Source organism: Pseudomonas sp. FG98, assembly GCF_057808595.1.
On record NZ_JBMDIJ010000007.1, the window covers coordinates 36,259 to 61,343 of the forward strand.

Genomic DNA, 25,085 nt, shown 5'->3' on the forward strand with positions numbered 1-25,085 from the left:
TTTGAGCGGGTTGGACTTCCCATGGCGGAAACCGCACACTACGAGCTTCCTTTTCAATCTGAGCGGACCTGCTGAACCTATGCGAATGCGCCTGATGCTGTTGGGTGGTGGAAATGCCCTTGGGCAAGCGCTGATTCGCCTCGGGGCCGAGGAGGACATCGGCTTCCTCGCGCCGCGCCCGCCGGAGCAGGGCTGGGATGCCGCGAGCCTGACCCAGTTGCTCGATGACACCCGCCCCGACGCCCTGGTCAACCTGGCCTACTACTTCGACTGGTTCCAGGCCGAGGCGGTCAGCGAGCAGCGCCTGGCCTCCCAGGAGCGCTCGGTGGAGCGTCTTGCCGAGCTGTGCCAGCACCACAACATCATCCTCGTCCAGCCCTCCAGCTATCGCGTGTTCGACGGCTCGCGGGCCACGGCCTACAGCGAGAAGGACGAACCGGTCCCGCTGGGCCTGCGCGGCCAGGCGCTGTGGCGGATCGAGCAGAGTGTGCGGGCCACCTGTCCGCAGCATGTGCTGCTGCGCTTCGGCTGGGTCCTGGATGACAGCATCGACGGTGTGCTCGGGCGCTTCCTGACCCGCGCCGAAACCGCCCAGGAACTGCTGCTGGCCGATGATCGCCGGGGCAATCCGACCCCGGTGGACGACGCCGCCCGGGTCATCCTCTCGGTGCTCAAGCAACTGGACTGCGCCGCGCCGCTGTGGGGCACCTACCACTACGCCGGCAACGAGGCGACCACGCCGCTGGCGCTGGGCCAGGCGATCCTCGGCGAGGCCTCGCAACTGCGCCAGCTGGCGGTCGAGGCACCCACCGCCCAGGCCCATGCCGCGCGTCCCGATGCCTTCGAGGAACCGCAGCACGCGGTACTGGCCTGCAAGAAAATCCTTCACACCTTCGGCATCAAGCCGCGCGCCTGGCGCTCCGGCCTGCCGACCCTACTGGATCGATTCTATCGTCATGGCTGATGCCCCCATCCTGATCACCGGTGGCGCCGGTTTCATCGGTTCCCACCTGTGTGATGCCCTGCTGGAAAAAGGCCACGCCGTGCGCGTGCTGGACGACCTGTCCACCGGCAAGCGGGCCAACCTGCAACTGGACAACCCCCGGCTGCAACTGATCGAAGGCGATGTCGCCGACGCGGCGCTGGTCGCCCGCGCCGCCGCCGGTTGCCAGGCCGTGGTGCACCTGGCCGCGGTGGCGTCGGTGCAGGCCTCGGTGGACGACCCGGTCAAGACCCACCAGAGCAATTTCATCGGCACCCTGAACGTCTGCGAGGCCATGCGCCTGGCCGGGATCAAGCGCGTGTTGTTCGCCTCCAGCGCGGCGGTCTATGGCAACAACGGCGAAGGCCTGTCGATCGCCGAGGACACCCCCAAGGCACCGCTCACCCCCTACGCCTCGGACAAGCTGGCCAGCGAGCAGTACCTGGATTTCTACCGTCGCCAGCATGGCCTGGAGCCGGTGGTGTTCCGCTTCTTCAACATCTTCGGCCCGCGTCAGGATCCGTCCTCGCCGTACTCCGGGGTGATCAGCATCTTCTGCGAGCGTGCGCTCAACGGCACGCCGATCACCGTGTTCGGCGATGGCGAGCAGACCCGCGATTTCCTCTATGTCGCCGATCTGGTGGCGGTGATGCTGCAGGCGCTGGACACGCCGCAGGTCGAAGAGGGCGCGGTGAATATCGGCCTGAACCAGGCGACTTCGCTGAACCAGTTGCTGGCGGCGTTGCGCAGTGTGCTGGGGGATTTGCCGGCGATCAGCTATGGCCCGGCGCGCAGCGGTGATATCCGCCATTCGCGGGCGGACAACGGGCGGTTGCTGGCGCGCTTTGCATTCCCTGAGGCTACGCCATTGGCGGTGGGCCTGAGCCGTTTGCTGGGCCGCTGAAGGCCTCATCGCCGGCAACGCCGGCTCCCACAGGATCGTGTGCACCACCGGACCCTGTGGGAGCCGGCGTTGCCGGCGATAGGCCCTGAAGGACTCCACAAAAAAGGGCCGCTTGCGCGGCCCTTTTTTTGTTTAGAACTTGTAGCCGATACCGACCATGTAGACCCATGGATCGATATCCACATCGACCTTGGTCTGGCCGACGCCCAGAGCGCTCGGGCCATCGATCTTGGCTTCGGTGTTGATATCGACGTACCAGACCGAGGCGTTGAACAGCAGGTTGTCGGTGAGCATGTAGTCCATACCCAACTGGCCGGCCAGGCCGACCGAGTTCTTCATCTTCATGTTGCTGAAACCTTCGGCCTTGCGCTGGCTGGTCAGGTCTTCGTTGAAGAACAGGGTGTAGTTGATACCGATACCGGCATAAGGCTGGAACTTGGAGCCGGCATCCATCGGGTAGTACTGGACCGACAGGGTTGGCGGCAGGTGTTTGATGTCGGCCAGCTTGCCGTCCAGGGCCGGGCCAAGGCCTTTCACATTCACCTGGTGCTGGAATGGCGTGGCCGCCAGCAACTCGATGCCGACGTGGTCGGTGACCATGTAGGCAAACGCCAGGCCCAACTGGGTATCGCTGTCCACGGTAGCCTTGGTGCCGCTGACCTTGGCGCCGTCGAGTTTCAGATTGCCGCTGTCTTCGTGCGGATCGACGGTCGCAGCACCGGCACGGACGATGAAATCACCGGCCTGGTGGGCATGGGCGGCAGGCGCTGCAAGGGCGAGGGCGATCAGCGAGGCGCCGAGCAAGGACTTGTTCATGGAAGCTCCGAGGGGACATTAGGATTCGATGGTTCCCATGTTAAGGAGCTGCCACGGGGCGGATTTTGATTCAGCTCAATGAAAGCGAAGGCACCTCGGCGCGGCCATTCATTGTAGTTCGTAGGCGTAGATTTTCTCGGCTTCCATCTGATAACCGGCCTCGGCCAGCTCGCTGGACGACGACTGGACACGCATCGGCCCTTCGATCCAGTACGGCTGGTACAACTCCTCGACCTTGATGCCGATTTCACTGACTACATGCACGATCTGGTTCGACGGCGGTGGCGGCACGTGGATGCAGGCGCCGTAGTAAGGCACCAGGAGGAACTCGGTGGTGCGGCCGTCCTCGTTCACTTCCAGCGGCACGATATAACCCGGCAGCTTCACCTGCTGGCCGTCCAGCTCCTTGACCACCGGGGCGTTCGGTACCTGCTGGTGCGCCGCTGGCGCCGCTTCGGCGGCCAGGGCGTCACCCAGGTTGGAGAGGTCGGAGAGGTTGTGCATCGGCGTCATTTGCGGCTCGATCACAGGCGCGCCGGGCGGGATCAGTTGCGGCCATTCCAGGGCTCGCGGCTCGCCTGCCCAGGCGGGCATGGCGAGGAACAACAGCAACAGCAGGGCACGACGCATTGCACGGATACTCACAGATGAATGGACAGGCCATCGGCCAACGACTGTCGATAGGCCCGCCAGGCCGGGATGCTGCCCATCAGCACCGCCGCGCCGAGGATGATCGCCAATAGCGTCCACTCATGGGCGCTGGGCAAGGCCAGCGGCAGGTATAACCCATAGTTGGCCTGCACGTAACCCTGGGCCACGGCGATCCCCAGATACAACAGGCCAAGGCCGGCAACGATGCCGGACAGGGCCAGGGCGGAGGCCTCCAGCACCAGCAAGCCGCCGACATGCCAGGGGCGTGCGCCCACCGAACGCAGGATGGCCATCTCCCGGCGGCGTTCGTTGAGGCTGGTGAGGATCGCCGTGAGCATGCCGATCAGTCCGGTCAGCACCACGAACAGCGAGATCACGAACAGTGCCTGCTCCGCCGTGCCCATCAGGCTCCACAGCTCCTGCAGGGCCACGCCGGGCAGGATCGCCAGCAATGGCTCGCCACGGAATTCGTTGATCTCCCGCTGCAGGGAGAAGGTCGCCACCTTGCTGTTCAGGCCGAGCATGAAGGCGGTGATCGCCTGGGGCGTCAGGTCCATGTTGCGTGCCTCGTCGGCGCTGATGCGCCCGGCGCCACGGGCCGGCACGCCGTTGTGCCAGTCGATGTGGATCGCCTCCATGCCGCCCAGGCTGATGTGCAGGGTGCGGTCCACCGGGGTGCCGGTGCGCTTGAGCACGCCGACCACGGTGAACGGCTTGTCGTCGTGCTTGACCAGGCTGATGGCGGCGACGCCGTGGGCCAGCACCAGCTTGTCGCCGAGCTTGTAGTGCAGTGCTTCAGCCACTTCGGCGCCCAGCACCACTTCGAACGGATCACTGGCGAACGGCCGGCCCTGGCTCAGTTCCAGGCTCTGCCGACGACCGTACTGGTAATGCTCGAAGTAGGCCTGGGTGGTGCCCATCACCCGGTAGCCGCGGTGCGAGTCGCCGAGGGAAATCGGAATCGCCCACTTCACCCGCTTGTCATTGGCGTAGTGCTCGAAGCTGTCCCAGCGGATGTTGTTGGTGGCGTTGCCGATGCGGAACACCGAGTACAGCAGCAGGTTCACCGAGCCGGAGCGGGCGCCGACGATCAGGTCGGTGCCGCTGATGGTACTGGCGAAGCTGGCGCGCGCTTCGGTGCGGACCCGTTCCACGGCCAGCAGCAGGCACACCGACAGGGCGATGGCGAAGGCGGTGAGGAAGGCGGTGAAACGGCGGTTGGCCAGGCTGGCCAGGGCAAGGCGGAGCAGGTACATCAGGCCTCCGGTTCGCTGGCGGAGCGGGCCGCGCGGTTGAGTTCGGCAAGGGACAGCTGGCGGTCGAACAACGGTGCCAGGCTCTGGTCATGGCTGACGAACAGCAGGCTGGAGCCGGCGTCGCGGCATTCGCTGAACAGCAGGCGGATAAAGGCTTCGCGGGTGTCGGCGTCGAGGGCCGAGGTCGGCTCGTCGGCGATCACCAGCTCCGGCTGGCCGATCAGCGCGCGGGCGGCGGCGACCCGTTGCTGCTGGCCGATGGACAGGCTGTCGGCGCGGCGCACCAGCAGGTCGGGGTCCTTCAGGCCGAGGTGCGCCAGCAGCACAGTGGCGGCTTCGGCGACTGTGCCGTGGCGTTGCGCAGCGCGTTCGGCGCGGGTTTTGGAAAAGCGGCAGGGCAGCTCGACGTTTTCCCGGACCGAGAGAAACGGCAGCAGGTTGAACTGCTGGAAAATGTAGCCGGTGTGGTCGACGCGGAAACGGTCGCGGGCGCTCTGGCTCAGTTCGCCAAGCTCCTGGCCGAGCAGGCGGATACTGCCGCGGTCGGCTTTCTGCACGCCGCCGAGCAGGCCCAGCAGGGTGGTCTTGCCGCTGCCACTGGGCCCCTTGAGGAACAGCGATTCGCCGGCTTCGAGGCGCAGTGTCGGGATGTCCAGCAGGGGCGGGTGGCCCGGCCAGGCAAAGCCCAGGTCGGTCAGTTCAATCAGTGCCTGGCTCATAAATCGACGCCCGGGTTACCCCGGGCGCTTCACTGGTAAAGAGGACTTAGAAGTTGATCGTAGCTTTCGCCGGCGTAGCCTCGACACCTTTCTGGCCGTTCGGGCCGATCAACTGGACCTGGATCTTCTGGGTCGAAGGGTAGGTCTTGAACAGCGGGGTCAGGTCCAGGGTCGCCAGTTGATCGGGCTTGGCGCATTCGAAGCGGTAGTGGGCGTGAATGTCGCTATGGCCGTGCTCGTGCTCGTCGCCATCCTCGTCCTTGCTCGGCGCATCGCCGAACAGCGGGCTTTCCAGTTCCTGGTCGCTTTCCTTGCAATTGGCGGCGGCGGTCAGGCCGAACAGCTTCAAGGGTTGTTCGAGCTGCGCGCGTACGGCGGCGACCTTGGCTTTGTCGGCATCGCTCTGGGCCGCATGCTCGAAACCCACCAGGTTCATCGCCGGGCTTTCCAGTTCCAGCTCCAGGGTATTGCCGTCGAGTACCGCGTTGATGTGGGCGACGCCATGTTCGTGGGCGCCGAGGCTGCCATGTTGATGGTCGTGATCATGGTCGTGATCGTCGTGGGCCATGGCGGCGAGGGGCAGCAGGGCGAAGGGCAAGGCAAGCAACAGGCGACGCATGGCGGAACTCCGGAGCGGGCTTGGAAAGATTTTGAAATGTTATAACAAAGTAAAGTGTGCTTGCCAGCGTCCCTTGGCGAGTTTCATCTAGCGTGGGAGCATGAACGCCCTGGAATTCTTGAGAGTGGAAACATGCGAATTCGCGGACACATCGGCGAATGGCCGGTGGATTTGACCATCGATCTGGAGCCGCAGGAGCTGGCCAGTCTGGCCGGGCGGCTGATGGAGCAGGGGGCGACGACGACCAGTGCTGCGGCACCTGTGGCTGCTCAGCCGCGGGCGGACGATTCACAATGGCTGGCGGCGCGCGATCTGCTGCGTAATGCCGGGCAACTGGACGGGCCGGAGCTGCTGGGCTTGCTGGAAGGATTGGCGGGGAGTACGGCGGCGGGCAAACGGCTGCTGGTGCGGCTGCGCCACAGCAGTGAGGTGAAGGTGGAAAGCGGGGCGGATGCGCCGGTGTATCACTGGATCGGTTAGGCGCTCTTCAGGGCCTCATCGCTGGCAACGCCAGCTCCCACAGGGTCCTGTGTACGCCGCAGACCTTGTGGGAGCTGGCGTTGCCAGCGATGAGGCCGGTGCTGACTCAATACAAGGCAGCGAACAACTTGCGACGGTAGGTGCCCACCAGCGGATGGTCATTGCCCAGCAGCTCGAACACCTGCAGCAGGGTCTTGTGCGGCAAGCCGCCCTCATAACCGCGATTGCGCTTGAACAGCTTCAACAAGCCTTCCAGCGCCGCCTCGTACTGCTGGCGCGACAACTGCTGGATGGTCAGCTGATAAGCGGCTTCATCATCCTCGGCATTCTGCGCCAGGCGGGTTTTCAGATCGGCCACTTCCGGCAGGTCCTTGGCCTGACGCAGGAAGGTCAACTGGGCCTTGGCGCCGGCCAGTGCAGCCTTGTGTTCGTCGCTTTTCACCGCATCCAGCACGGTCTGCGCTTCCACCAGTTCGCCGCGCTCGGCCAGGCAGCGGGCATACAGGATCAGTGCCCCGGCATTGGTGTTGTCTTCGCCGAGCAGCGCCTTGAGGGTGGCTTCCGCCTCGCTGTAGCGGCCGTCATTGAACAGCGCCTGGGCCAGCTCCAGCGGATCGGCCGCAGGCGGTGGCGGCATTTGCACATGGGGTTCGAGCATGGCGCGCACCGCCGATTCCGGCTGGGCACCGGCGAAACCGTCCACCGGCTGGCCGTCCTTGAACAGCACCACGGTCGGCAGGCTGCGGATGCCGAAGCGGGCGACGATGTCCTGCTCGATGTCGCAGTTGACCTTGGCCAGCAGCAGCTCGCCCTGGTACTCCTCGGTGATCTTCGCCAGCATCGGCATCAGCGCCTTGCACGGCGCGCACCAGTCGGCCCAGAAGTCCACCAGCACCGGCTTGTGGTGCGAGTTGGCGATCACCACCTGATCGAAGTTGGCGACGGTGGTATCGAATATGTACGGCGATTCCTGACTCATCTCGACTCTCGCGAACGCATGAATGGCGCCACTATAAGGCCGCGCGACTGGCGTGGTACAGGCTCACCTGGCGAAACTCGTGGGGTTCGGCCAGGTCCGGCAGGGTCAGGGCGTGCAGGGTGTCGAGCTGGCGGTACAGTGGGTGACGGAAGTCACGGACCCGCGAGTCGGCGACCAGCGCCTGGCGGCCACGGCTGAGGAACTGGTCGAGCAGGGGCAGGTTGGCGCGGTCGTAGAGCACATCGGCCACCAGGATCAGGTCGAAACGGTCGTCTTCGGCGAAGAAATCGCTGGAGTAATTCAGCTCCACGCCATTCAGCGCCGCGTTGGCCCGGCTGGCTCCGAGCGCCAGCGGATCGAGATCGCAGGCCACCACTTCCAGCGCCCCGGCTTTCGCCGCCGCGATCCCGGCGATGCCGGAACCGGCGCCGAAATCCAGCACTCGCTTGCCCGCGACCCACTCAGGCCGCTCGGCCAGATAACGCGCCATGGCCAGGCCGCTGGCCCAGCAGAAGCTCCAGTACGGTGGCTCTTCAAGGATGCGCCGGGTTTCCTCGGGGCTGAAGGCGCGGTCCATGTTGTCGGCGTCGATCAGCCACAGCTTCAGCTCGCACTCCGGCAATTCGCTGACCACCAGCCGCGCGTCCCCCAGCAGCTCGCTCAGGGCCGCCTGCAATTCCAGTGGTGCCATCTACGGCGCCTTGTCCAGTTGCAGCGCGCCGAAGGCCTGGGTATCGGCGCGGGTTACGCTGACCGGCTTGAGGTGCAGGATCAGTTGCCCGGACTGGCTGGCGCGAGCGCGCAGCTCGACCCGGCCACCGGCCGGGAATACCTCGGGATTGAAGCGCAACTGGAATGGCAGGGCCTGGCCGGTGCCGTCGTAGGTGTCGCTGGCCAGCAGGCGCTGCGGCCGGCCGCGCTCGTCGATCACCAGCAGGGCGACCTCGACTTCCGCACCACGGGGAATATTGGTGAAGCTGCCGCTCAGCTCACGCTGGTAGGCGGGCAGCGGCGTCGGCACATGGACATGCTTGGCCACCGGTTTGGCCGGGGGCTGCGGCGGTACGGGCTTGGGGGTTTCGCTGCTGCAGGCGGCCAGCAGGGTGGCGAAACCGAGCACGGCGAGCGCTCGAAACGACATGGATAAATTCCTTAGGGGGCGTATTTCCTCACTGGATGGTAACCCCTTTGGCTTGTCTTGCCAGTCGGATGCGCTACCATGGCCCTCCCTTTTTTTGTTGCCTGCCACCATGCACTGTCCCTTCTGCGGTGCCAACGACACCAAAGTCATCGACTCGCGACTGGTCGCCGAGGGCGAGCAAGTGCGCCGCCGTCGCGAATGCGTGGCCTGCGGCGAGCGTTTCACCACCTTCGAAACAGCCGAGCTGGTGCTGCCGCGCCTGATCAAGCAGGACGGCACCCGCCAGCCCTTCGACGAAGACAAACTGCGTGCCGGCATGCAGCGTGCGCTGGAAAAGCGCCCGGTCAGCGTCGAGCGCCTGGAAGCCGCACTGGCCCATATCAAGCACAAGCTGCGGGCCAAGGGCGAGCGCGAGGTCAAGTCGCTGGTGGTCGGCGAGCTGGTGATGAACGAGCTGCGCAAGCTCGATGAAGTCGCCTACATCCGTTTCGCCTCCGTCTACCGGCGCTTCCAGGACCTCGACGAATTCCGCGAAGAAATCGACCGCCTGGCCCGCGAGCCTTCCGAAGAGTGAACATGTCCACAGAACGCGCCGTGCTCGACGCCCACTACATGGCCCGCGCCCTGGAACTGGCGCGCAAGGGCCTGTATTCGACCCACCCGAACCCGCGGGTGGGCTGCGTCATTGTCCGTGACGGGCGCATCGTCGGCGAAGGCTGGCATATCCGTGCCGGCGAACCCCATGCCGAGGTGCATGCCCTGCGCGAGGCCGGCGAACTGGCCCGTGGCGCCTGTGCCTACGTCACCCTGGAGCCTTGCAGCCATCACGGACGCACGCCGCCTTGCGCCGAAGCGCTGGTGAAGGCCGGGGTAGCGCGGGTGGTCGCGGCGATGCAGGATCCCAATCCGCAAGTGGCCGGCAATGGTCTCAAGCGGCTAAATGACGCTGGTATCGAAGTCGCCAGCGGCGTGCTCGAAGCCGAGGCCCGGGCGCTCAATCCCGGTTTCCTCAAGCGTATGGAACACGGCCTGCCGTTCGTGCGGGTCAAGCTGGCCATGAGCCTCGACGGACGTACCGCCATGGCCAGCGGCGAAAGCCAGTGGATCACCGGCCCCGCCGCGCGCTCCGCCGTGCAGCGCCTGCGCGCCCGCTCCAGCGTGGTACTGACCAGCGCCGCCAGCGTGATCGCCGACAACGCGCGGATGACCGTGCGTGGTGCGGAGCTGGGCCTGGACGCCGAGACGACCACGTTGGCCCTGGGTCGCCCGCCGCTCCGCGTGCTGATCGACGGCCGCCTGCGTCTGCCACTGGATGCGCCGTTCTTCCAGGCCGGCCCGGCGCTGGTGGTGACCGCCGCCGAGGACGACCCGCGCTACGACGCCGCCGGCCATCAACTGCTGCGCGTGCCGGGCGAGAATGGCCAGGTCGATCTGCGCCAGTTGCTGGTCGAGCTGGCCCGACGCGATATCAACGAAGTGCTGGTGGAGGCCGGTCCCGGTCTTGCCGGCGCCTTCGCCCAGCAAGGACTGGTCGACGAATACCAGCTGTTCATCGCTGGCAAGTTCCTCGGCTCTGCCGCCCGCCCGCTGCTCGACTGGCCGCTGGCCCGGATGAGCGAGGCACCAGCCCTGAAAATCATCGAAATGCGCGCCGTTGGCGATGACTGGCGAGTCATTGCCATCCCCGCGCCCGCCCCAGGCGTATAATTCGCGGTCTGTTCGCGAGGAGCATCCCATGTTCACCGGCATCATCGAATCCATCGGCAGCATCCGTAACATCACCCCGAAAGGCGGTGACGTGCGCGTCTATGTCGAAACCGGCAAGCTCGATCTGGGCGACGTCAAACTGGGCGACAGCATCGCGGTCAACGGCGTCTGCCTCACCGCGGTCGAGCTGCCGGGCGACGGCTTCTGGGCCGACGTCAGCCGCGAAACCCTCGACTGCACCGCCTTCGACGACCTCAAGGCCGGCAGCCGGGTCAACCTGGAAAAGGCCCTGACCCCGACCACCCGCCTCGGCGGTCACCTGGTCAGCGGTCACGTCGACGGTGTCGGCGAGATCGTCTCGCGCACCGATAACGCCCGCGCCATCCAGTTCCGCGTCCGCGCACCCAAGGAGCTGGCCAAGTACATCGCCCACAAGGGCTCGATCACCGTCGACGGCACCAGCCTGACGGTCAATGAAGTCGATGGCGCCGAGTTCGAGCTGACCATCGTCCCGCACACCCTGGCCGAAACCATCATGGCCGACTACCGTCCCGGTCGCCGGATCAACCTTGAGGTCGACCTGCTCGCCCGCTACCTGGAGCGCCTGCTCCTGGGCGACAAAGCCGCCGAGCCGAGCAAAGGCAGCGGTATCACCGAAAGCTTCCTGGCCGCCAACGGCTACCTGAAATCCTGAATTGAGAAGGGGGTGCCGCGTGGCGCTCAACACCATCGAAGAACTGGTCGAAGACATCCGCCAGGGCAAAATGGTCATCCTGATGGATGACGAAGACCGCGAGAACGAAGGCGACATCATCATGGCAGCCGAGTGCTGCCTGCCCGAGCACATCAACTTCATGGCCAAGCACGCCCGCGGCCTGATCTGCATGCCGATGACCCGCGAGCGCTGCGAGACCCTGAAGTTGCCGCTGATGGCACCGCGCAACGGTTCCGGCTTCGGCACCAAGTTCACCGTGTCGATCGAGGCTGCCGAAGGCGTCACCACCGGCATCTCCGCCGCCGACCGCGCGCGCACCGTGCAGGCTGCCGCGGCCAAGGACGCCAAGGCCGAAGACATCGTCAGCCCCGGCCACATCTTCCCGCTGATGGCCCAGCCTGGCGGCACCCTGGCCCGCGCCGGCCACACCGAGGCCGCCTGCGACCTGGCGCGCATGGCCGGTTTCGAGCCGAGCGGGGTGATCTGCGAAGTGATGAACGACGACGGCACCATGTCCCGCCGTCCGGAACTGGAAGTGTTCGCCGCCGAGCACGGCCTGAAGATCGGCACCATCGCCGACCTGATCCACTACCGCATGATCCACGAGCGCACTATCCAGCGCATTTCCGAGCAGCCGATCGAGAGCGAGCTGGGCAGCTTCAACCTGGTCACCTACCGTGATGCGGTGGAAGGCGACGTGCACATGGCCCTGACCCTGGGCAAGATCTGCGCCGAAGAGCCGACCCTGGTCCGCGTGCACAACATGGACCCGCTGCGCGACCTGCTGCTGGTCAAGCAGCCGGGCCGCTGGAGCCTGCGTGCGGCCATGGCCGCCGTGGCCGAGGCCGGCAGCGGCGTGGTGCTGCTGCTCGGTCACCCGCTGGACGGCGACGTGCTGCTGGCGCATATCCGCGAAAGCGCGGGCGATGCGCCGACCAAGGCGCCGACCACCTACAGCACCGTCGGTGCCGGTTCGCAGATACTTCGTGACCTCGGTGTGCGCAAGATGCGCCTGATGAGTTCGCCGATGAAGTTCAACGCGATATCCGGATTCGATCTGGAAGTTGTAGAATACGTGCCCTCTGAATGACCCGACGGTGTTTGACCGTTGCCCATTCGTGACCAAAACTCCCACAGGCCGCGTTCTTGCGGCCTGGCTCTTTAAGATGAGAATCCCGCAATGTCCCTGAAGACCATCGAAGGTACCTTCATTGCCCCCAAAGGTCGCTACGCTTTGGTGGTTGGCCGCTTCAACAGCTTCGTCGTCGAAAGCCTGGTGAGCGGTGCCGTTGACGCCCTGGTTCGTCATGGCGTGAGCGAAAGCGACATCACCATCATCCGTGCACCTGGCGCGTTCGAAATCCCGCTGGTCACGCAGAAGGTCGCCCAACAGGGTGAATACTCCGCGATCATCGCCCTGGGCGCCGTGATCCGTGGCGGTACTCCACACTTCGAATACGTTGCGGGCGAATGCACCAAGGGCCTGGCCCAGGTGTCCATGGAGTTCGGTATTCCTGTCGCCTTCGGTGTCCTGACCGTCGATTCCATCGAGCAGGCCATCGAGCGTTCCGGCACCAAGGCCGGCAACAAGGGCGCCGAAGCCGCGCTGTCCGCTCTGGAAATGGTCAGTCTGCTGGCGCAGCTGGAGGCCAAGTGATTAGCGACGAAAGCGATCGTTTCAACCCGCGCGATCCAAAACCCGCCGATGCGGGCAAGCCATCGAAAAGCGCCAAGCGTCGCGAAGCCCGCAAGCTCGCGACCCAGGCCCTGTACCAGTGGCACATGGCTCAGCATTCGCTGAACGAGATCGAAGCGCAGTTCCGGGTCGACAACGATTTCAGCGACATCGATGGCGCCTACTTCCGCGAGATCCTCCACGGGGTCCCGGCGAAGAAGAACGAAATCGACAACGCCCTCAAGCCTTGCCTGGATATGGCCCTGGAAGAGCTCGACCCGGTCGAGCTGTCCGTGCTGCGCCTGTCGGGCTGGGAACTGCTGATGCGCCAGGACGTGCCGTACCGCGTGGTGATCAACGAGGGCATCGAGCTGGCCAAGGTCTTCGGTTCCACCGATGGCCACAAGTTCGTCAACGGCGTTCTCGACAAGCTCGCACCCGTGCTTCGCGAAGCCGAAGTGAAGGCCTTCAAGCGCTGATTCCGGCGCTGCCTGTCCATGGGTGAGTTCGAGCTGATCCGCCAGTTCTTCGCCGCCGCGCCTTGTGCGCAGGGCGGCGAAGGCATTGCCCTTGGCATCGGTGACGATTGCGCATTGCTGGCGCCGATGCCTGGCGAACAGCTGGCGATCTCCACCGACACGCTGGTGGCCGGGGTGCACTTCCCCGCCGTCAGCGATCCTTTCCTGCTCGGCCAGCGTTCGCTGGCGGTAGCGGCCAGCGACCTGGCCGCCATGGGCGCCACCCCCCTTGCCTTCACCCTTGCCCTGACCCTGGCCGATACCGACCCGGACTGGCTGCGCGACTACGCCCGCGGCCTGAGCCAGATGGCCCGCCAGTGTGGCCTGAGCCTGATCGGCGGCGACACCACCCGCGGCCCCTTGAGCCTGACCATGACCGTGTTCGGTCGCGTGCCCGTCGGCCAGGCGCTGACCCGCAGCGGCGCGCAGGTCGGTGACCTGCTCTGCGTCGGCGCCGAGCTGGGCAATGCTGCCGGCGCCTTGCCGCTGGTGCTGGGCGAGCGTCAGGCCGATGCAACCCTGGCCGCGCCGCTGCTGTCTCATTTCTGGTCACCGCCGCCGCAGATCGCGCTGGGCCAGGCCCTGCGCGGCAAGGCTACGGCGGCGCTGGATATTTCCGATGGTCTGCTGGCCGACTGCGGGCATATCGCCCGGGCTTCCGCAGTAGCCCTGCGCCTGGAGCTGGAACGCGTGCCGCTGGGCGCGGCACTGATCGGGTTCCTCGGTCTCGATGGTGCCCGGCAGGCGGCGCTGACCGGTGGTGACGACTACGTGATTGCCTTCACCCTGCCGCCCGCCGAACTGGACGGACTGCTCGCCGAGGGCTGGCCGGTGTACGTGGTGGGGCGGGTCGAAGCCGGCAGCGGCGTCAGCCTGCACGATGGGCAAGGCCGCGATATCACCCCCGCCGTACGCGGGTATCAACACTTTAGGGAGACACCGTGACCGACCACCCGAACCAGGTGCCAGCGGAAAACGTTCCGCCTTCGGTCTGGCGCAACCCCTGGCATTTCCTCGCCTTCGGCTTCGGCTCCGGCACCCTGCCCAAGGCCCCGGGCACCTGGGGTTCGCTGGTGGCGCTGCCATTCGTGCCGTTGTGGCAGATGCTGCCCGACTGGGGCTACTGGCTGATGCTCGGCCTGACCATGCTGTTCGGCTTCTGGCTGTGCGGCAAGGTCGCCGACGATCTCAAGGTGCATGACCACGAAGGCATCGTCTGGGATGAAATGGTTGGCATGTGGATCACCCTCTGGCTGGTGCCGGAAGGCTGGCTGTGGCTGCTGGCCGGTTTCCTCATGTTCCGCTTCTTCGACATCCTCAAGCCGTGGCCGATCCGCTGGGTCGACCGGCATGTGCATGGCGGGGTAGGCATCATGCTCGATGATGTGCTGGCCGGGGTCTTCGCCTGGCTGGCCATGCAAGTGCTGGTGTGGAGTCTGATCTAAAGGGAGTCGCGTAATGCGCAAATGGCTGTTGTTGCTAGCCATGCTGGCCGGGATGCTGGGAGTCGCGCGGGCCGAAGGGCTGCCGGCGGAGGTACGTCTGGCCAGCGAGGCCTGGCAGGACTACACCAATGCCGACGGTACCGGTGTCGGCTGGGATGTGCTGCGCAAGGTGTTCGAGCCGGCGGGGGTCAAGGTCCGCGTGCTCAGCGCGCCTTACACCCGTGCCATCGGCCTGGTCAAACGCGGCGAGGCGGATGCCTGGGTCGGCTCCTACCATGAGGAACTTTCCGACAACCTCTACCCGCGCTGGAACTTCGATTCCGACCATATCTATGCCCTCGGGCTGATCAGCAAGCCGGTGCCCACTCCGGAAAACATCGGCCAGTTCCGCCTGTCCTGGGTACGCGGCTACGACTACCAGAACTACCTGCCGAACGTCGGCTACTACCGCGAAGTGCAGCGCCGCGACGGCATCCTGCCGATGCTCGAGCGCGAGCGGGTCGACTTCTACATCGACGCCCAGACCGAGGTGAACTACGTTCACGCCCAGTCCGACCATCCGCAGAACTTCCGCAGCACCCATGTGGCAGAACTGCCTTTGTACCTGGCATTCGGCAACACGCCCGAGGGCAAGGCACTGCGTGACCTGTTCGACAAACGCATGGACGAGCTGGTGCCGAGCGGCGCGCTGAAGCCGATTTTCGAGCGCTGGAAGCAACCGTATCCGTTCGATAAACCCTTTAAATAGGCGGGTCAGCATCGAACTTTTCGATCTTTTGCCCCAGTAATTCAGCATAAGCAGCTGCGGCAAGCTGCTGTTACAATCGGCCCACGTCAATTTTCACGCATATCAGGAGCACAAGGTGCCCGTCGTTTTCGTTGCTGCTTCCAAGCTGCCTACTCCTTTCGCGACTTTCACCATGCACGGTTTTCTCGACGAAGCCACCGGCCGCGAGCACGTCGTGCTCAGCCTCGGCGACGTTGCCGATGGCCAGCCGGTGCTGGGTCGCCTGCATTCCGAATGCCTGACGGGCGATGCCCTGTTCAGCCAGCGGTGCGATTGCGGTTCGCAGCTCGAAGCAGCCCTGCAAGCCATTGCCCGGGAAGGGCGTGGCGTACTTCTCTATCTGCGCCAGGAAGGCCGTGGCATTGGCCTGCTGAACAAGATCCGCGCATACGAGTTGCAGGATGGCGGGGCCGACACGGTCGAGGCCAACGAGCGCCTGGGCTTCGCCGCCGACCAGCGTGACTACGCCATGTGCCGGCCGATGCTGGAACACCTGGGGGTCACCGCACTGCGCCTGATGACCAACAACCCGCGCAAGGTCAAGGCACTGACCGACATGGGCATCGTCGTCGCCGAGCGCGTGCCGCTGCACACCGGGCACAACCCGCACAACAAGCACTACCTGGCCACCAAGGCCGGCAAGCTCGGCCACATGATGGGCAACGAGCACCAGGGCGAGGTCGGCCGCGCGTGACCCGCAGCCAGGTGCGCAGCCGCCTGACCCTCGCCTGGTGGCAATACCTGGCGGTGGCGCTGGCACCCTTGCTGGTGTTCGCCTGGGCTTTCGGCGGCATGCAGCCGCTGATGCCTATCCTGGCCATGCCGATGTTCATCGCCGGCGTCGCTTCGATGTTCCTCACCCTGCCGCGTTTCGGTGTGTACAAGCATGCCCTGATCGCCACCGGCAAGGCCCTCGACAGTGAGGCCGAGCCGGCCGCCTGGATCGAGCTGGCCCGGGTTCGCCGCCTCGGCATGCTGTTCGCCTGCCTGCCGGCCTGGGTTGCCGCGCTGTCGGTGTTCGTCGGCCTGGAGGCGGTGCCGCAGATCCTCCTGGCGATCTCCAGCGTGGTGATCCTCTACCTCTACCGCATCCCTCGCCAGTTGGCCTGATGCGCGCCCTCGTGCTGCTGGTGCTGCTGGCCTGCGCCGGCACCTTGGCCGCGGCGCCGCGGGTGGTCAGCCTGGCGCCCTCACTGTCGGAAATCGTCGTCGAGTTGCAAGCCAGCGATCTGCTGGTGGGCGTGCTCGATGGCGGAGAACGGCCGGCCGCCATTGCCCAGCTACCTTCGGTAGGCCGCTACGGCCAGCTCGACCTGGAGCGCCTGCTCAGCCTCAAGCCCGACCTGATCCTGCTCTGGCCCGCCAGTGTGCCGCCGGCCCAGCGCGCCCAACTGGAGCGCCTGGGGATCGCACTGGTCAGCGCCGAACCCCATGATCTCGACAGCCTGATCACGCAGATCGCCGTTATTGGCGAACGACTCGGGCGTGCCGACGCCGGGCAGCGCTACGCCGGGCAATTGCGCACGCGGCTGGACGAGCTGCGCACGCGCTATCGCCGCGAGCAGCCGCTGCGGGTGTTCTATCAGGTCTGGGACAAGCCGCTGTACACGGTCGGCGGCGGGCAGATCATCAGCGATGCGCTGAAGGTGTGCGGTGCGCGCAATCTGTTCGATGACCTCGCCTTGCCGGCACCGCAGGTCAGTATCGAAAGCGTGTTGCAGCGGGATCCGCAGGTGATCCTGGCGGGCGACCAGGCACAGCTGGAGGCCTGGAAGACCTGGTCCCAGGTCAGCGCAGTGCGTGATGGTCAGCTGTTGCGAGTGCCGGACAAGGGCCTCGAACGCCCCAGCGGGCAGATGATCGAGGCCACCGCGAAGCTCTGCGAAGCGCTGGCTAAAGCTCCGGCGTCCAGTTGATCGCGAACAGCCAGGTGCGGCCTTCCTCGCGATAGCCATAGTAGCGGCCATCATGGTTGTACTGGCTACGGGCGTAGTCCTTGTCCAGCAGATTCTCGGCCTTCAGTTCCAGGCGCAGTTCCGGAGTCAGTGCCCAGCTGGCGCGGGCGCCTAGCAGGCCGTAGCCGCCGAGGCGACGCTGGTTGGTGGCATCGGCGTAGCTGCTGCTCACCGCCTGCCACGAAGCGCCGAGGCCGAGGCGATCGAACTGCCGGTCCAGATCCAGGCTCAGGGTGCGCCGCGCACGGCGTTCTAGTGTGTGCCCGTTGTCGCGGTCGCGCGGGTCCATCACGGCCAGGCCCAGACGGCTCTGCCAGCCCCACCAGTCCTGGCTCAGGCTGCTCTCGAAACCGATGATGCGGGCCTTGCTCACGTTGTACGGCGCGGTATCGCGAAAGACGATGGCGTCGCGCAGGTCGGTGCGGTACAGCGAGGTTTCCAGGCGACTGCTATCGCTCAACTGGCTGCGCCACTGCACTTCGTAGCTCTTCGAATGCTCGGGCTTGAGGTCCGGGTTGGCCGCGAAGGGGTAGTACAGGTCGTTGAAGGTCGGTGCGCGGAAGCCTTCGCTGTAGGACAGCAGCAGGTCGTTGTCGGCATTCAGCGGCAGGGTCAGGCTGCCGCTCCAGGTGTTCTGCCCGCCGAACTGCTGGTTGCGGTCGCGGCGCAGGCCGAGCTCGGTGGAGAACTGCTCGCCCTGGTAACGGTGCTGGACGAACACCGCGCGGTTCCAGCGGCTGTCCTCGCTGAAATCGGTGCTGGCGCGCAGGCGGTCGACCCAGGCGTCGCCGCCCAGCAGCAGGCTGTGGTGCTCGTCGAGGTCGATATCGTTCTGCCAGGTCAGCGAGTCGCGGTAGGTGTTGTAGACATCCTCGGCGTTGCTCAGCTTGTCGCGGCTACGGTCGCGGTTTTCGCTGTGGCCCAGTTCCAGCCGCGAATGCCATTGCTCGGTGAGCTGCGCTGCGACGTGGGTGCTGACGCTGCTCACGGTGAAGTCGGTGTAGGGGGCCTGTGGCTGGAGCAGGCCGCTATCCATGTCGTACAGCCCGTAGGGGTTGTCGAATTCGCGGCGGCCGCGGCTGTCCAGGACGTTGGCGCCGATCTCCACGCTGTCGCTCAACTGGTGCGACAGGTTCAGGCTCAGCGAGCGATTGCGCCAGGCGTCGTGGTCCTGGTCGCTGGGATAGGACTGGCGGGTATCGTCGATCCCGGCGCTTTCATCCAGGCTGGCGCCGAGGCTGAAGCGGGTACGGCCATCGCCGCCGGACAGGCCGAGGCTGCGCTCGAAGTTCTGCTGGCTGCCGGCGGCCAGGCGCATGCGCGCTTGCAGGCCCTGCTCGGCGCCGCGCCGGGTAAAGATCTGGATCACCCCGCCCATGGCATCGCTGCCGTAGATGGCCGAACGCGAACCGCGCAGCACTTCCACTCGTTCGATCTGCTCGATGGGCAGGTATTGCAGGCCGCTGTCGCCGGAGGAGGTATTGGCGATGCGCTGACCGTCCACCAGCACCAGGCTCTGGGCCGACTTGGTACCGCGGATGAAGATCCCCGGCAGGCTGCCGCGCCCGCCGGTGCGAGCCACCTGGACGCCCGGGACGCGGGTCAGCAGTTCTTCGACGCTGCCGGGCTGCAGGCGCTCGATATCGTCGCGGGTGAATACCGTGCTGGCGGCGCTGGACTGGCTGCGGTCCTCGACCTGGCGGTTGGCGCTGATCACTACATCGGGGAGGGTCAGGGCGCTGTCGCGGTCGATGGGGTCGGCGAGCAGAGGAGTCGGGAGAGTGAGAAGAATCGGGGTAAGGCGGAGGAGTTTCATTGACTGTTCCATTGCTATCGCCGGCAACGCCGGCTCCCACAGGTTGTGCATGCACCGCCGAACCTTGTGGGAGCCGGCGTTGCCGGCGATGAGGCCCTTACAGCCCCAGCAATTCCATGCGCTTGCGCACCGAAGCCTCGATGCCGACAGCATCCAGCCCGCACTCGGCAAGCATCTGCGCCGGCTTGGCATGCTCGACATAGACATCCGGCAGGCCCAGGTGCAGCAGCGGCTTGAGCACGGCTTCAGCGGCGAGGAACTCACCCACCGCCGCACCGGCACCGCCCATGATCGCGTTCTCTTCGATGGTCACCAACAGCTCGTGGCTGCCAGCCAGTTCCCGCACCAGGGCTTCGTCCAGCGGCTTGACGAAGCGCATGTCGACCACGGTGGCGTCGAGGCTTTCGCCGACCTTCAGCGCCTCGGCCAGCTGCACGCCGAACACCAGCAGGGCGACCTTGCTGCCCTGGCGGCGAATCACGCCCTTGCCGATTTCCAGTGGTTCCAGGCTGTCCTCGATCGGCGCGTTGGGGCCGCTGCCACGTGGGTAGCGCACGGCGGCCGGGCCGTTGTACAGGTGGCCGGTGCTGAGCATGCGGCGCAGCTCGTTCTCGTCGCTCGGAGTCATCACCAGCATGCCGGGGATGCAGCGCAGGTACGACAGGTCGAAGCTGCCGGCATGGGTCGGACCGTCTTCGCCGACCAGGCCGGCGCGGTCGATGGCGAACAGCACGTCGAGGTTCTGCACCGCGACGTCGTGGATCAGCTGGTCGTAGGCGCGCTGGAGGAAGGTCGAGTAGATCGCCACCACCGGCTTGGAGCCCTCGCAGGCCATGCCGGCGGCCAGGGTCACGGCGTGCTGCTCGGCGATCGCCACGTCGAAGTAGCGCTGTGGATAACGTTCGCTGAAGGCCACCAGGTCGGAGCCTTCCTTCATCGCCGGGGTGATGCCGACCAGGCGTTCGTCGGCGGCAGCCATGTCGCACAGCCACTGGCCGAACACTGCGGAGTACTTCGGTCCGCCGGCCTTTTTCGGCGCGGCGGCGGGGGCGTCCACGGGTTCCAGCTTGGTGATCGCGTGGTAGCCGATCGGGTCGACCTCGGCCGGGGCGAAGCCCTTGCCCTTCTTGGTCACCACATGCAGGAACTGCGGGCCCTTGAGGTCGCGCATGTTGCGCAGGGTGGCGATCAGGGTCGGCAGGTCGTGGCCGTCGATGGGGCCGATGTAGTTCCAGCCCAGCTCTTCGAACAGGGTGCCGGGAACCAGCATGCCCTTGGCGTATTCCTCGGTGCGACGGGCGATCTCCCAGGCGCCGGGCAGGCGCGACAGCACTTTCTTGCTGCCTTCGCGCATGCTCGCGTAGGTGCGGCTGGAGAGGATCTTGGCCAGGTAGTTGGACAGGCCGCCGACGTTGCGCGAGATCGACATGTCGTTGTCGTTGAGGATCACCAGCATGTCGGCGTTGACTTCCTGGGCGTGGTTCAACGCCTCGAAGGCCATGCCGGCAGTGAGGGCGCCGTCGCCGATCACTGCGATCGACTTGCGCGACTCGTTGCGCAGGCGGGCGGCGATGGCCATGCCCAGCGCAGCGCTGATCGAGGTGCTGGAGTGACCGACGCCGAAGGTGTCGTATTCGCTCTCGCTGCGCCGCGGGAAGGCGGCCAGGCCGTCCTTCTGGCGCAGGGTGTTCATGCGCTGGCGGCGGCCGGTGAGGATCTTGTGCGGATAGGCCTGGTGCCCGACGTCCCACACCAGCCGGTCGTCCGGGGTGTCGAAGACGTAGTGCAGGGCGATGGTCAGCTCGATGACGCCCAGGCCGGCACCGAAGTGGCCGCCGGTCTGGCCGACGCTGTAGAGCAGCTCCTGGCGCAGTTCGTCAGCCAGGTTCTCCAGGTCGGCTTCGGCCAGACGCCGCAGGCCGGCGGGCGTGGCGGCACGGTCCAGCAATGGCGTGACCGGGCGTTCGCGGGGGATCTCTTGAAACGTCGTGGGCATCAGGCGAGTCGTTATAGGTTTGAAGACGCGGCAGTTTACCCCATTGGGGAGAGACTGCCCATTTTGGGGTAACCGTGAGGTCCTAATCGCTGGCAAGCCAGCTCCCACAAGGTCCGGTGCATGCAGTACCTGTGGGAGCTGGCTTGCCAGCGATTAGGACCTACAAATCAGTTACGCCGTTCGACGATATAGCGCGCCAGCGCCCGCAGCGGTTCGGCGGCTGCGTCAAACGGCCGCACTGCTTCGATGGCCTGGTCGCGCAGTTCCAGGGCGTAGGCCTTGGCTGCGTCGAGGCCGAGCAGGGCCGGGTAGGTGGGCTTGTCACGGGCGATGTCGGCGCCCTGGCGCTTGCCCAGGGTCTCGGTGTCGCTTTCCACGTCGAGGATGTCGTCCTGCACCTGGAACGCCAGGCCGATGGCCTGGGCGTACTGTTGCAGGGCCGCCAGTTCGGCTTCGCCAGCACGCTCGCTGGCCAGGGCGCCGAGGCGCACGCTGGCTTCGATCAGCGCGCCGGTCTTGTGCCGGTGCATGAATTCAAGAGCTTTCTGGTCGAGCTTGAGGCCCACCGAGCCGAGGTCGATGGCCTGGCCGCCAACCATGCCGGCAGGGCCCGCCGCCTTGGCCAGGACCTGGACCATGGCCAGGCGGGTGGCGTCACCCTGCTGGCTCAGGCGCGGATCGAGCAGGGCGCTGAAGGCCAGGCTCTGCAGGCCGTCACCGGCAAGGATCGCGCAGGCTTCGTCGAAGGCCTTGTGGGTAGTCGGCTGGCCGCGACGCAGATCGTCGTCGTCCATGGCCGGCAGGTCGTCATGCACCAGCGAGTAGGCGTGGATCAGCTCCACCGCGCAGGCCGCGCCGTTGGCCTGTTCGGCAGTGCCGCCGAGGGCCTCGCAGGCGGCGTAGGCGAGCAGCGGACGGACCCGCTTGCCGCCGTTCATCACGCTGTAGCGCATGGCTTCGTAGAGCCGGGTGAGTTCCACCGAGGGCGCCTGGAACAGCGGCTCCAGGGCGGCATCGACGCGCGCCTGGCAAGCAGTCTGGTAGGCGCGGATCATTCGGCCTGTTCCGCGTCGAAGGGCTCGGCGGCCAGTTCGCCGTCACGCTCCAGCAGGATCTGCACTTTCTGCTCGGCCTGGGTCAGGGCACCCTGGCAGTCACGGGTCAGGCGGATGCCTTGCTCGAAGGCGGTCAGCGAGTCTTCCAGCGACAGCTCGCCGTTCTCCAGGCGCTCGACCAGGGCTTGCAGGTCGGCGAGGGATTGTTCGAAATCGATGGCGGCTTTTTTTCGGGCCATGGCGTCTGTCTCGGTGGCGGTTCGGAACGGCGCGACACTAGCAGAGCAGGGCAGTCGGGGCAAATCAGCGGCGGGTTGCCGGTCGTATTCCGGGGCCTGCGTTGTCGCCACTTATGGCCCTCTGCCATAATCGCGCCCGCTCAGCGTCCGGGGGCATTCCTTCTTTCGTTTGCCACATGGATCAGGCTGTGAGCCTTCTCTCGATCGAATCCGGCCTGTGTTTCATCCTCTTCTTCAGTGTCTACTGGAGCCTGTGCTGGAGCCCGCGCCTGCAGAACATCCTGTTGCTGGCGGGCAGCTACGGGCTGGTCGCCAGTTTCAGCCCGTGGGCCCTGTACGTGCTGTTCGGCTACACCCTGCTGGTGTACCTGCTCGGCCTGGCCGCGGCGATCTGGCCGGGGCGCTGGTGGGTGACGGCGGCGGTGCTGGCGCTGGTGCTTGGCGGTTTCTATCTGTTCAAGTACCAGGAGCTGTTCGCCGCCGGGGTCCAGGCGACGCTGGGCCTGTCGCCGCCGGTATTGCAGCTGCTGGTACCGATCGGCTTTTCCTTTTATGCCTTCCATTCGGTCAGCTACCTGGTGTCGATCAACCGCCGCGAACTGGACCCGGTGCCGCCGTTGGACCTGGCCCTGTACCTGGCGTTCTTCCCCAGCCTGGTCGCCGGGCCGGTCAATCGTGCCGGCGAGATGCTGCCGCAGATCCGCACCACGGCCATGCGCCAGGTGCTGGAGCCGCAGCGGGCGCTGGGCTTGATCGCCCTGGCGCTGGTCAAGGTGTTCCTGCTCAGCGGCTGGCTGGGCAGCCAGTGGGTCGATCCGGTGTTCGAAACGCCGGGCAACTTCACCCCGGCGCAGATCCTCCTGGCGGTGTATGGCTACAGCCTGCAGATCTACTTCAACTTCAGCGGCTATACCCATCTGGTCACCGGCATCGCCCTGTTGCTGGGCTTTCGCCTGCCGGTCAATTTCGATGTGCCCTATGTCGCGCGCAACCTGCGCGAGTTCTGGATGCGCTGGCATATCAGCCTGTCCACGTTCATCCGCGACTACGTGTATATCCCCCTGGGCGGCAATCGCCGTGGGGCCTGGCTGGCGACCCTGAACATGTTCCTCGCCATGCTGGTGTCCGGGCTGTGGCACGGGGCGAGCGTGAATTTCCTGATCTGGGGTGCGCTACACGGTGCCGGCCTGGCGGCGTACAAGCTGTATGCCCGGCTGGGCTGGACGGGACCGGCGTGGCTGGCGCGGGTGCTGACGTTCCATTACGTGGCCCTTGCCTGGATCTTCTTCCGCAGCACCAGCCTGGAGGGGGCTCTGGACATGCTGAACGGCCTGTCCGCCACGGACCTGCTCGGCGACAGCGGCCTGCTGCTGCTGGCATGCAGCCTGGCCCTGGCGCTTTATCCACAGACGGTCGCGCTGCTGCGCGGTGGTTTCGCCGCCACGACGCACTTGCCCTGGCAGTTCTATCCGCTGCCGTTCGCGCTGTTCCTGGCCCTGGCCATCTTTGCTGCGCCGTCCGGGGTGCCGGGGTTCATCTATGCCGGGTTCTGATCAGTTGTCGCGCACCCAACTGGGCGCGGCGCGGGTGCTCTATGCGCTGCTGTTCAGCGCCGTGCTGCTGGCCTGGCTGAACCAGCAATCGCTCAACCTGTATTGCCAGCAGCGTTACCACCAGAGCTGCGAACTGCCGATGCTGGGCGACAACCCGCTGTGGCGTCTGGGCGGCAAGCTCAACCAGGCGCTGGTCGATGCTCGCGAGCGCTTTTTCGACAGCCTCGACGGGCAGCAGGCGGCCGTCGCTGAAACGCCGGAGCCCGCACCGCCTCCGATGGTTGAGCTGGCACCGAATATCCCGGTGGTGACGGTGACTCTCGATACCCCGAGTCCCGCCCCGGTGAAACCCAAGCCTGTTGCAGCGGTAGCGAAACCGGCGCCTGTGCTGCCGGTCGTCCAGGCCTCGCCACAGGTCACCCTGAACAGCAGCGATGAAGTCTTCCTGGTCGGCGATTCGATGATGCAAGGCGTAGCCCCGCATCTGGCCAATACCCTGCTCAAGCGCTACGGCATCCGCACCACCAACCTCAGCCGGCAGAGCACGGGACTGGCCTATCCAGGCTTCTTCGACTGGCCGCGGACTGTGGAGAAGACCCTGCGCGAACACCCGAGGATCCGCCTGATGGTGGTCTTCCTCGGGCCCAACGACCCGTGGGACATGCCTCAGGGCAAGGGCAAGCCATTCCTGCGCTTCCGCACCCCGGCCTGGGAACAGGCCTACCGCCAGCGTATCGATGCCGTACTCGAGCACGCCCAGGCACGCGGCGTGCAGGTGATCTGGGTCGGCCCGCCGAACATGCGACAGGAGCGGCTGTCGACGGCCATGGCCTACCTGGGCGAGTTGTACCGCCAGCAGGCGCAGAGGCACGGCCAGCACTATGTGTCGGCCAACGCGGTGCTCGGTTACCGGGCCGGCGAGTTTTCCTCTACCGTTGACAACGGCCAGGGCGGGCAACTGCGCATCCGAGCCGACGATGGCATCCATTTCACCATTCCCGGGCAGAAGCTGATCGCCAACCAGGTGCTGGCCCTGATCAGCTTCCCCGGCCCAACCGTGACGGGGCATTGAGATGC

At 65.9% G+C, this 25,085-nt stretch carries 29 protein-coding genes; 17 read left to right on the plus strand and 12 right to left on the minus strand.

Going from position 1 to position 25,085, the window contains the following annotated elements; genetic code table 11:
* Positions 1 to 79 precede the first annotated feature (79 nt).
* The gene (locus ACODSK_RS07335; RefSeq protein ID WP_489014930.1) at positions 80 to 964 is read left to right on the plus strand and encodes a sugar nucleotide-binding protein; all 885 of its coding nucleotides are present in this window, start codon (positions 80 to 82) and stop codon (positions 962 to 964) included.
* Complete coding sequence (locus tag ACODSK_RS07340) at positions 957 to 1,886, plus strand: NAD-dependent epimerase/dehydratase family protein (protein ID WP_489014932.1); 930 nt, start codon at positions 957 to 959, stop codon at positions 1,884 to 1,886. Before ACODSK_RS07335 ends, ACODSK_RS07340 begins: the two co-directional genes overlap by 8 nt.
* Before the next feature lie 132 nt (positions 1,887 to 2,018).
* Here the strand turns inward: ACODSK_RS07340 and ACODSK_RS07345 are convergent, their stop codons facing one another.
* From ACODSK_RS07345 to ACODSK_RS07365, 5 genes are all read right to left on the minus strand, one after another.
* The gene (locus ACODSK_RS07345; RefSeq protein WP_489014934.1) at positions 2,019 to 2,702 is read right to left on the minus strand and encodes an OmpW/AlkL family protein; all 684 of its coding nucleotides are present in this window, start codon (positions 2,700 to 2,702) and stop codon (positions 2,019 to 2,021) included.
* Positions 2,703 to 2,810: 108 nt separating this feature from the next.
* A complete protein-coding gene (locus ACODSK_RS07350; protein ID WP_489014936.1) occupies positions 2,811 to 3,332 on the minus strand; it encodes a DUF3299 domain-containing protein in 522 nt (173 codons plus the stop codon).
* Positions 3,333 to 3,343: 11 nt separating this feature from the next.
* On the minus strand, positions 3,344 to 4,609 hold the full coding sequence (locus ACODSK_RS07355; RefSeq protein ID WP_489014937.1) for an ABC transporter permease: 1,266 nt from the start codon (positions 4,607 to 4,609) through the stop codon (positions 3,344 to 3,346).
* Positions 4,609 to 5,328 carry an ABC transporter ATP-binding protein gene (locus ACODSK_RS07360; protein ID WP_489014939.1) on the minus strand — a complete coding sequence of 240 codons (720 nt, stop codon included), beginning with the start codon at positions 5,326 to 5,328 and terminating at the stop codon, positions 4,609 to 4,611. Before ACODSK_RS07360 ends, ACODSK_RS07355 begins: the two co-directional genes overlap by 1 nt.
* A 46-nt stretch (positions 5,329 to 5,374) precedes the next feature.
* The gene (locus tag ACODSK_RS07365; protein ID WP_489014940.1) at positions 5,375 to 5,947 is read right to left on the minus strand and encodes a DUF2796 domain-containing protein; all 573 of its coding nucleotides are present in this window, start codon (positions 5,945 to 5,947) and stop codon (positions 5,375 to 5,377) included.
* Positions 5,948 to 6,079: 132 nt separating this feature from the next.
* Between ACODSK_RS07365 and ACODSK_RS07370 the strand changes: the two genes are divergently transcribed.
* The gene (locus tag ACODSK_RS07370) at positions 6,080 to 6,427 is read left to right on the plus strand and encodes a hypothetical protein (RefSeq protein ID WP_489014941.1); all 348 of its coding nucleotides are present in this window, start codon (positions 6,080 to 6,082) and stop codon (positions 6,425 to 6,427) included.
* Between the two features lie 106 nt (positions 6,428 to 6,533).
* Here the strand turns inward: ACODSK_RS07370 and trxA are convergent, their stop codons facing one another.
* Genes trxA through ACODSK_RS07385 form a run of 3 tightly spaced genes read right to left on the minus strand, consistent with a single transcriptional unit; the run spans position 6,534 to position 8,547 of the window.
* On the minus strand, positions 6,534 to 7,406 hold the full coding sequence (gene trxA / locus ACODSK_RS07375) for a thioredoxin (protein WP_489014942.1): 873 nt from the start codon (positions 7,404 to 7,406) through the stop codon (positions 6,534 to 6,536).
* 31 nt (positions 7,407 to 7,437) lie between these two features.
* The gene (locus ACODSK_RS07380; RefSeq protein WP_489014944.1) at positions 7,438 to 8,097 is read right to left on the minus strand and encodes a class I SAM-dependent methyltransferase; all 660 of its coding nucleotides are present in this window, start codon (positions 8,095 to 8,097) and stop codon (positions 7,438 to 7,440) included.
* Positions 8,098 to 8,547 carry a YbaY family lipoprotein gene (locus ACODSK_RS07385; RefSeq protein ID WP_489014945.1) on the minus strand — a complete coding sequence of 150 codons (450 nt, stop codon included), beginning with the start codon at positions 8,545 to 8,547 and terminating at the stop codon, positions 8,098 to 8,100.
* A 109-nt stretch (positions 8,548 to 8,656) separates the two neighbouring features.
* On the opposite strand from ACODSK_RS07385, the gene nrdR reads away from it, so the two are divergent.
* The 12 genes from nrdR to ACODSK_RS07445 all read left to right on the plus strand — a co-directional run bounded on the left by nrdR (position 8,657) and on the right by ACODSK_RS07445 (position 17,310).
* On the plus strand, positions 8,657 to 9,121 hold the full coding sequence (gene nrdR, locus ACODSK_RS07390) for a transcriptional regulator NrdR (RefSeq protein WP_489014946.1): 465 nt from the start codon (positions 8,657 to 8,659) through the stop codon (positions 9,119 to 9,121).
* A 2-nt stretch (positions 9,122 to 9,123) separates the two neighbouring features.
* Positions 9,124 to 10,254, plus strand: coding sequence for a bifunctional diaminohydroxyphosphoribosylaminopyrimidine deaminase/5-amino-6-(5-phosphoribosylamino)uracil reductase RibD (gene ribD / locus ACODSK_RS07395; RefSeq protein WP_489014947.1), 1,131 nt, complete (start codon positions 9,124 to 9,126; stop codon positions 10,252 to 10,254).
* A gap of 28 nt (positions 10,255 to 10,282) precedes the next feature.
* Positions 10,283 to 10,948: a riboflavin synthase gene (locus tag ACODSK_RS07400; protein ID WP_489014949.1), complete on the plus strand. Its 666-nt coding sequence runs from the start codon at positions 10,283 to 10,285 to the stop codon at positions 10,946 to 10,948.
* A gap of 19 nt (positions 10,949 to 10,967) precedes the next feature.
* Complete coding sequence (gene ribBA, locus ACODSK_RS07405; protein WP_489014950.1) at positions 10,968 to 12,059, plus strand: bifunctional 3,4-dihydroxy-2-butanone-4-phosphate synthase/GTP cyclohydrolase II; 1,092 nt, start codon at positions 10,968 to 10,970, stop codon at positions 12,057 to 12,059.
* Positions 12,060 to 12,149: 90 nt separating this feature from the next.
* A complete protein-coding gene (gene ribH, locus ACODSK_RS07410) occupies positions 12,150 to 12,626 on the plus strand; it encodes a 6,7-dimethyl-8-ribityllumazine synthase (protein ID WP_009397441.1) in 477 nt (158 codons plus the stop codon).
* Positions 12,623 to 13,123, plus strand: coding sequence for a transcription antitermination factor NusB (gene nusB / locus ACODSK_RS07415; protein ID WP_489014952.1), 501 nt, complete (start codon positions 12,623 to 12,625; stop codon positions 13,121 to 13,123). Before ribH ends, nusB begins: the two co-directional genes overlap by 4 nt.
* A gap of 18 nt (positions 13,124 to 13,141) precedes the next feature.
* A complete protein-coding gene (gene thiL / locus ACODSK_RS07420; protein ID WP_489014954.1) occupies positions 13,142 to 14,107 on the plus strand; it encodes a thiamine-phosphate kinase in 966 nt (321 codons plus the stop codon).
* Positions 14,104 to 14,607 (plus strand): phosphatidylglycerophosphatase A family protein, encoded by a 504-nt coding sequence (locus ACODSK_RS07425; protein WP_489014956.1) that lies wholly within the window; start codon positions 14,104 to 14,106, stop codon positions 14,605 to 14,607. The genes thiL and ACODSK_RS07425 overlap by 4 nt, the downstream gene beginning before the upstream one ends.
* Before the next feature lie 13 nt (positions 14,608 to 14,620).
* Positions 14,621 to 15,355 carry a substrate-binding periplasmic protein gene (locus tag ACODSK_RS07430; RefSeq protein ID WP_489014958.1) on the plus strand — a complete coding sequence of 245 codons (735 nt, stop codon included), beginning with the start codon at positions 14,621 to 14,623 and terminating at the stop codon, positions 15,353 to 15,355.
* A 115-nt stretch (positions 15,356 to 15,470) separates the two neighbouring features.
* Positions 15,471 to 16,088, plus strand: coding sequence for a GTP cyclohydrolase II (ribA, locus tag ACODSK_RS07435; RefSeq protein ID WP_489014960.1), 618 nt, complete (start codon positions 15,471 to 15,473; stop codon positions 16,086 to 16,088).
* Positions 16,085 to 16,504, plus strand: a complete 420-nt coding sequence (locus ACODSK_RS07440) for an MFS transporter (protein WP_489014962.1) — start codon at positions 16,085 to 16,087, stop codon at positions 16,502 to 16,504. The genes ribA and ACODSK_RS07440 overlap by 4 nt, the downstream gene beginning before the upstream one ends.
* Positions 16,504 to 17,310: a cobalamin-binding protein gene (locus ACODSK_RS07445; protein WP_489014964.1), complete on the plus strand. Its 807-nt coding sequence runs from the start codon at positions 16,504 to 16,506 to the stop codon at positions 17,308 to 17,310. The genes ACODSK_RS07440 and ACODSK_RS07445 overlap by 1 nt, the downstream gene beginning before the upstream one ends.
* Here ACODSK_RS07445 and ACODSK_RS07450 read toward each other — a convergent pair.
* From ACODSK_RS07450 to ACODSK_RS07465, 4 genes are all read right to left on the minus strand, one after another.
* Positions 17,288 to 19,165, minus strand: a complete 1,878-nt coding sequence (locus tag ACODSK_RS07450) for a TonB-dependent receptor domain-containing protein (protein WP_489014965.1) — start codon at positions 19,163 to 19,165, stop codon at positions 17,288 to 17,290. The genes ACODSK_RS07445 and ACODSK_RS07450 overlap by 23 nt on opposite strands.
* Before the next feature lie 97 nt (positions 19,166 to 19,262).
* Positions 19,263 to 21,161, minus strand: coding sequence for a 1-deoxy-D-xylulose-5-phosphate synthase (gene dxs / locus ACODSK_RS07455; RefSeq protein ID WP_489014967.1), 1,899 nt, complete (start codon positions 21,159 to 21,161; stop codon positions 19,263 to 19,265).
* Positions 21,162 to 21,328: 167 nt separating this feature from the next.
* Positions 21,329 to 22,216, minus strand: a complete 888-nt coding sequence (gene ispA / locus ACODSK_RS07460) for a (2E,6E)-farnesyl diphosphate synthase (RefSeq protein ID WP_489014969.1) — start codon at positions 22,214 to 22,216, stop codon at positions 21,329 to 21,331.
* On the minus strand, positions 22,213 to 22,455 hold the full coding sequence (locus ACODSK_RS07465; RefSeq protein ID WP_064302083.1) for an exodeoxyribonuclease VII small subunit: 243 nt from the start codon (positions 22,453 to 22,455) through the stop codon (positions 22,213 to 22,215). The genes ispA and ACODSK_RS07465 overlap by 4 nt, the downstream gene beginning before the upstream one ends.
* 188 nt (positions 22,456 to 22,643) lie before the next feature.
* Between ACODSK_RS07465 and ACODSK_RS07470 the strand changes: the two genes are divergently transcribed.
* Positions 22,644 to 24,008: an MBOAT family O-acyltransferase gene (locus tag ACODSK_RS07470; RefSeq protein WP_489014971.1), complete on the plus strand. Its 1,365-nt coding sequence runs from the start codon at positions 22,644 to 22,646 to the stop codon at positions 24,006 to 24,008.
* Complete coding sequence (locus ACODSK_RS07475) at positions 23,995 to 25,080, plus strand: SGNH/GDSL hydrolase family protein (protein WP_489014972.1); 1,086 nt, start codon at positions 23,995 to 23,997, stop codon at positions 25,078 to 25,080. The genes ACODSK_RS07470 and ACODSK_RS07475 overlap by 14 nt, the downstream gene beginning before the upstream one ends.
* Positions 25,081 to 25,085 lie beyond the last annotated feature (5 nt).

Coding starts and splice junctions, on each gene's coding strand:
- ACODSK_RS07335 (WP_489014930.1), top strand. CDS start 80: ATGCGAATGCGCCTGATGCTGTTGGGTGGTGGAAATGCCCTTGGGCAA.
- ACODSK_RS07340 (WP_489014932.1), top strand. CDS start 957: ATGGCTGATGCCCCCATCCTGATCACCGGTGGCGCCGGTTTCATCGGT.
- ACODSK_RS07345 (WP_489014934.1), bottom strand. CDS start 2,702: ATGAACAAGTCCTTGCTCGGCGCCTCGCTGATCGCCCTCGCCCTTGCA.
- ACODSK_RS07350 (WP_489014936.1), bottom strand. CDS start 3,332: ATGCGTCGTGCCCTGCTGTTGCTGTTGTTCCTCGCCATGCCCGCCTGG.
- ACODSK_RS07355 (WP_489014937.1), bottom strand. CDS start 4,609: ATGTACCTGCTCCGCCTTGCCCTGGCCAGCCTGGCCAACCGCCGTTTC.
- ACODSK_RS07360 (WP_489014939.1), bottom strand. CDS start 5,328: ATGAGCCAGGCACTGATTGAACTGACCGACCTGGGCTTTGCCTGGCCG.
- ACODSK_RS07365 (WP_489014940.1), bottom strand. CDS start 5,947: ATGCGTCGCCTGTTGCTTGCCTTGCCCTTCGCCCTGCTGCCCCTCGCC.
- ACODSK_RS07370 (WP_489014941.1), top strand. CDS start 6,080: ATGCGAATTCGCGGACACATCGGCGAATGGCCGGTGGATTTGACCATC.
- trxA (WP_489014942.1), bottom strand. CDS start 7,406: ATGAGTCAGGAATCGCCGTACATATTCGATACCACCGTCGCCAACTTC.
- ACODSK_RS07380 (WP_489014944.1), bottom strand. CDS start 8,097: ATGGCACCACTGGAATTGCAGGCGGCCCTGAGCGAGCTGCTGGGGGAC.
- ACODSK_RS07385 (WP_489014945.1), bottom strand. CDS start 8,547: ATGTCGTTTCGAGCGCTCGCCGTGCTCGGTTTCGCCACCCTGCTGGCC.
- nrdR (WP_489014946.1), top strand. CDS start 8,657: ATGCACTGTCCCTTCTGCGGTGCCAACGACACCAAAGTCATCGACTCG.
- ribD (WP_489014947.1), top strand. CDS start 9,124: ATGTCCACAGAACGCGCCGTGCTCGACGCCCACTACATGGCCCGCGCC.
- ACODSK_RS07400 (WP_489014949.1), top strand. CDS start 10,283: ATGTTCACCGGCATCATCGAATCCATCGGCAGCATCCGTAACATCACC.
- ribH (WP_009397441.1), top strand. CDS start 12,150: ATGTCCCTGAAGACCATCGAAGGTACCTTCATTGCCCCCAAAGGTCGC.
- thiL (WP_489014954.1), top strand. CDS start 13,142: ATGGGTGAGTTCGAGCTGATCCGCCAGTTCTTCGCCGCCGCGCCTTGT.
- ACODSK_RS07430 (WP_489014958.1), top strand. CDS start 14,621: ATGCGCAAATGGCTGTTGTTGCTAGCCATGCTGGCCGGGATGCTGGGA.
- ACODSK_RS07445 (WP_489014964.1), top strand. CDS start 16,504: ATGCGCGCCCTCGTGCTGCTGGTGCTGCTGGCCTGCGCCGGCACCTTG.
- ACODSK_RS07450 (WP_489014965.1), bottom strand. CDS start 19,165: ATGAAACTCCTCCGCCTTACCCCGATTCTTCTCACTCTCCCGACTCCT.
- dxs (WP_489014967.1), bottom strand. CDS start 21,161: ATGCCCACGACGTTTCAAGAGATCCCCCGCGAACGCCCGGTCACGCCA.
- ispA (WP_489014969.1), bottom strand. CDS start 22,216: ATGATCCGCGCCTACCAGACTGCTTGCCAGGCGCGCGTCGATGCCGCC.
- ACODSK_RS07465 (WP_064302083.1), bottom strand. CDS start 22,455: ATGGCCCGAAAAAAAGCCGCCATCGATTTCGAACAATCCCTCGCCGAC.
- ACODSK_RS07475 (WP_489014972.1), top strand. CDS start 23,995: ATGCCGGGTTCTGATCAGTTGTCGCGCACCCAACTGGGCGCGGCGCGG.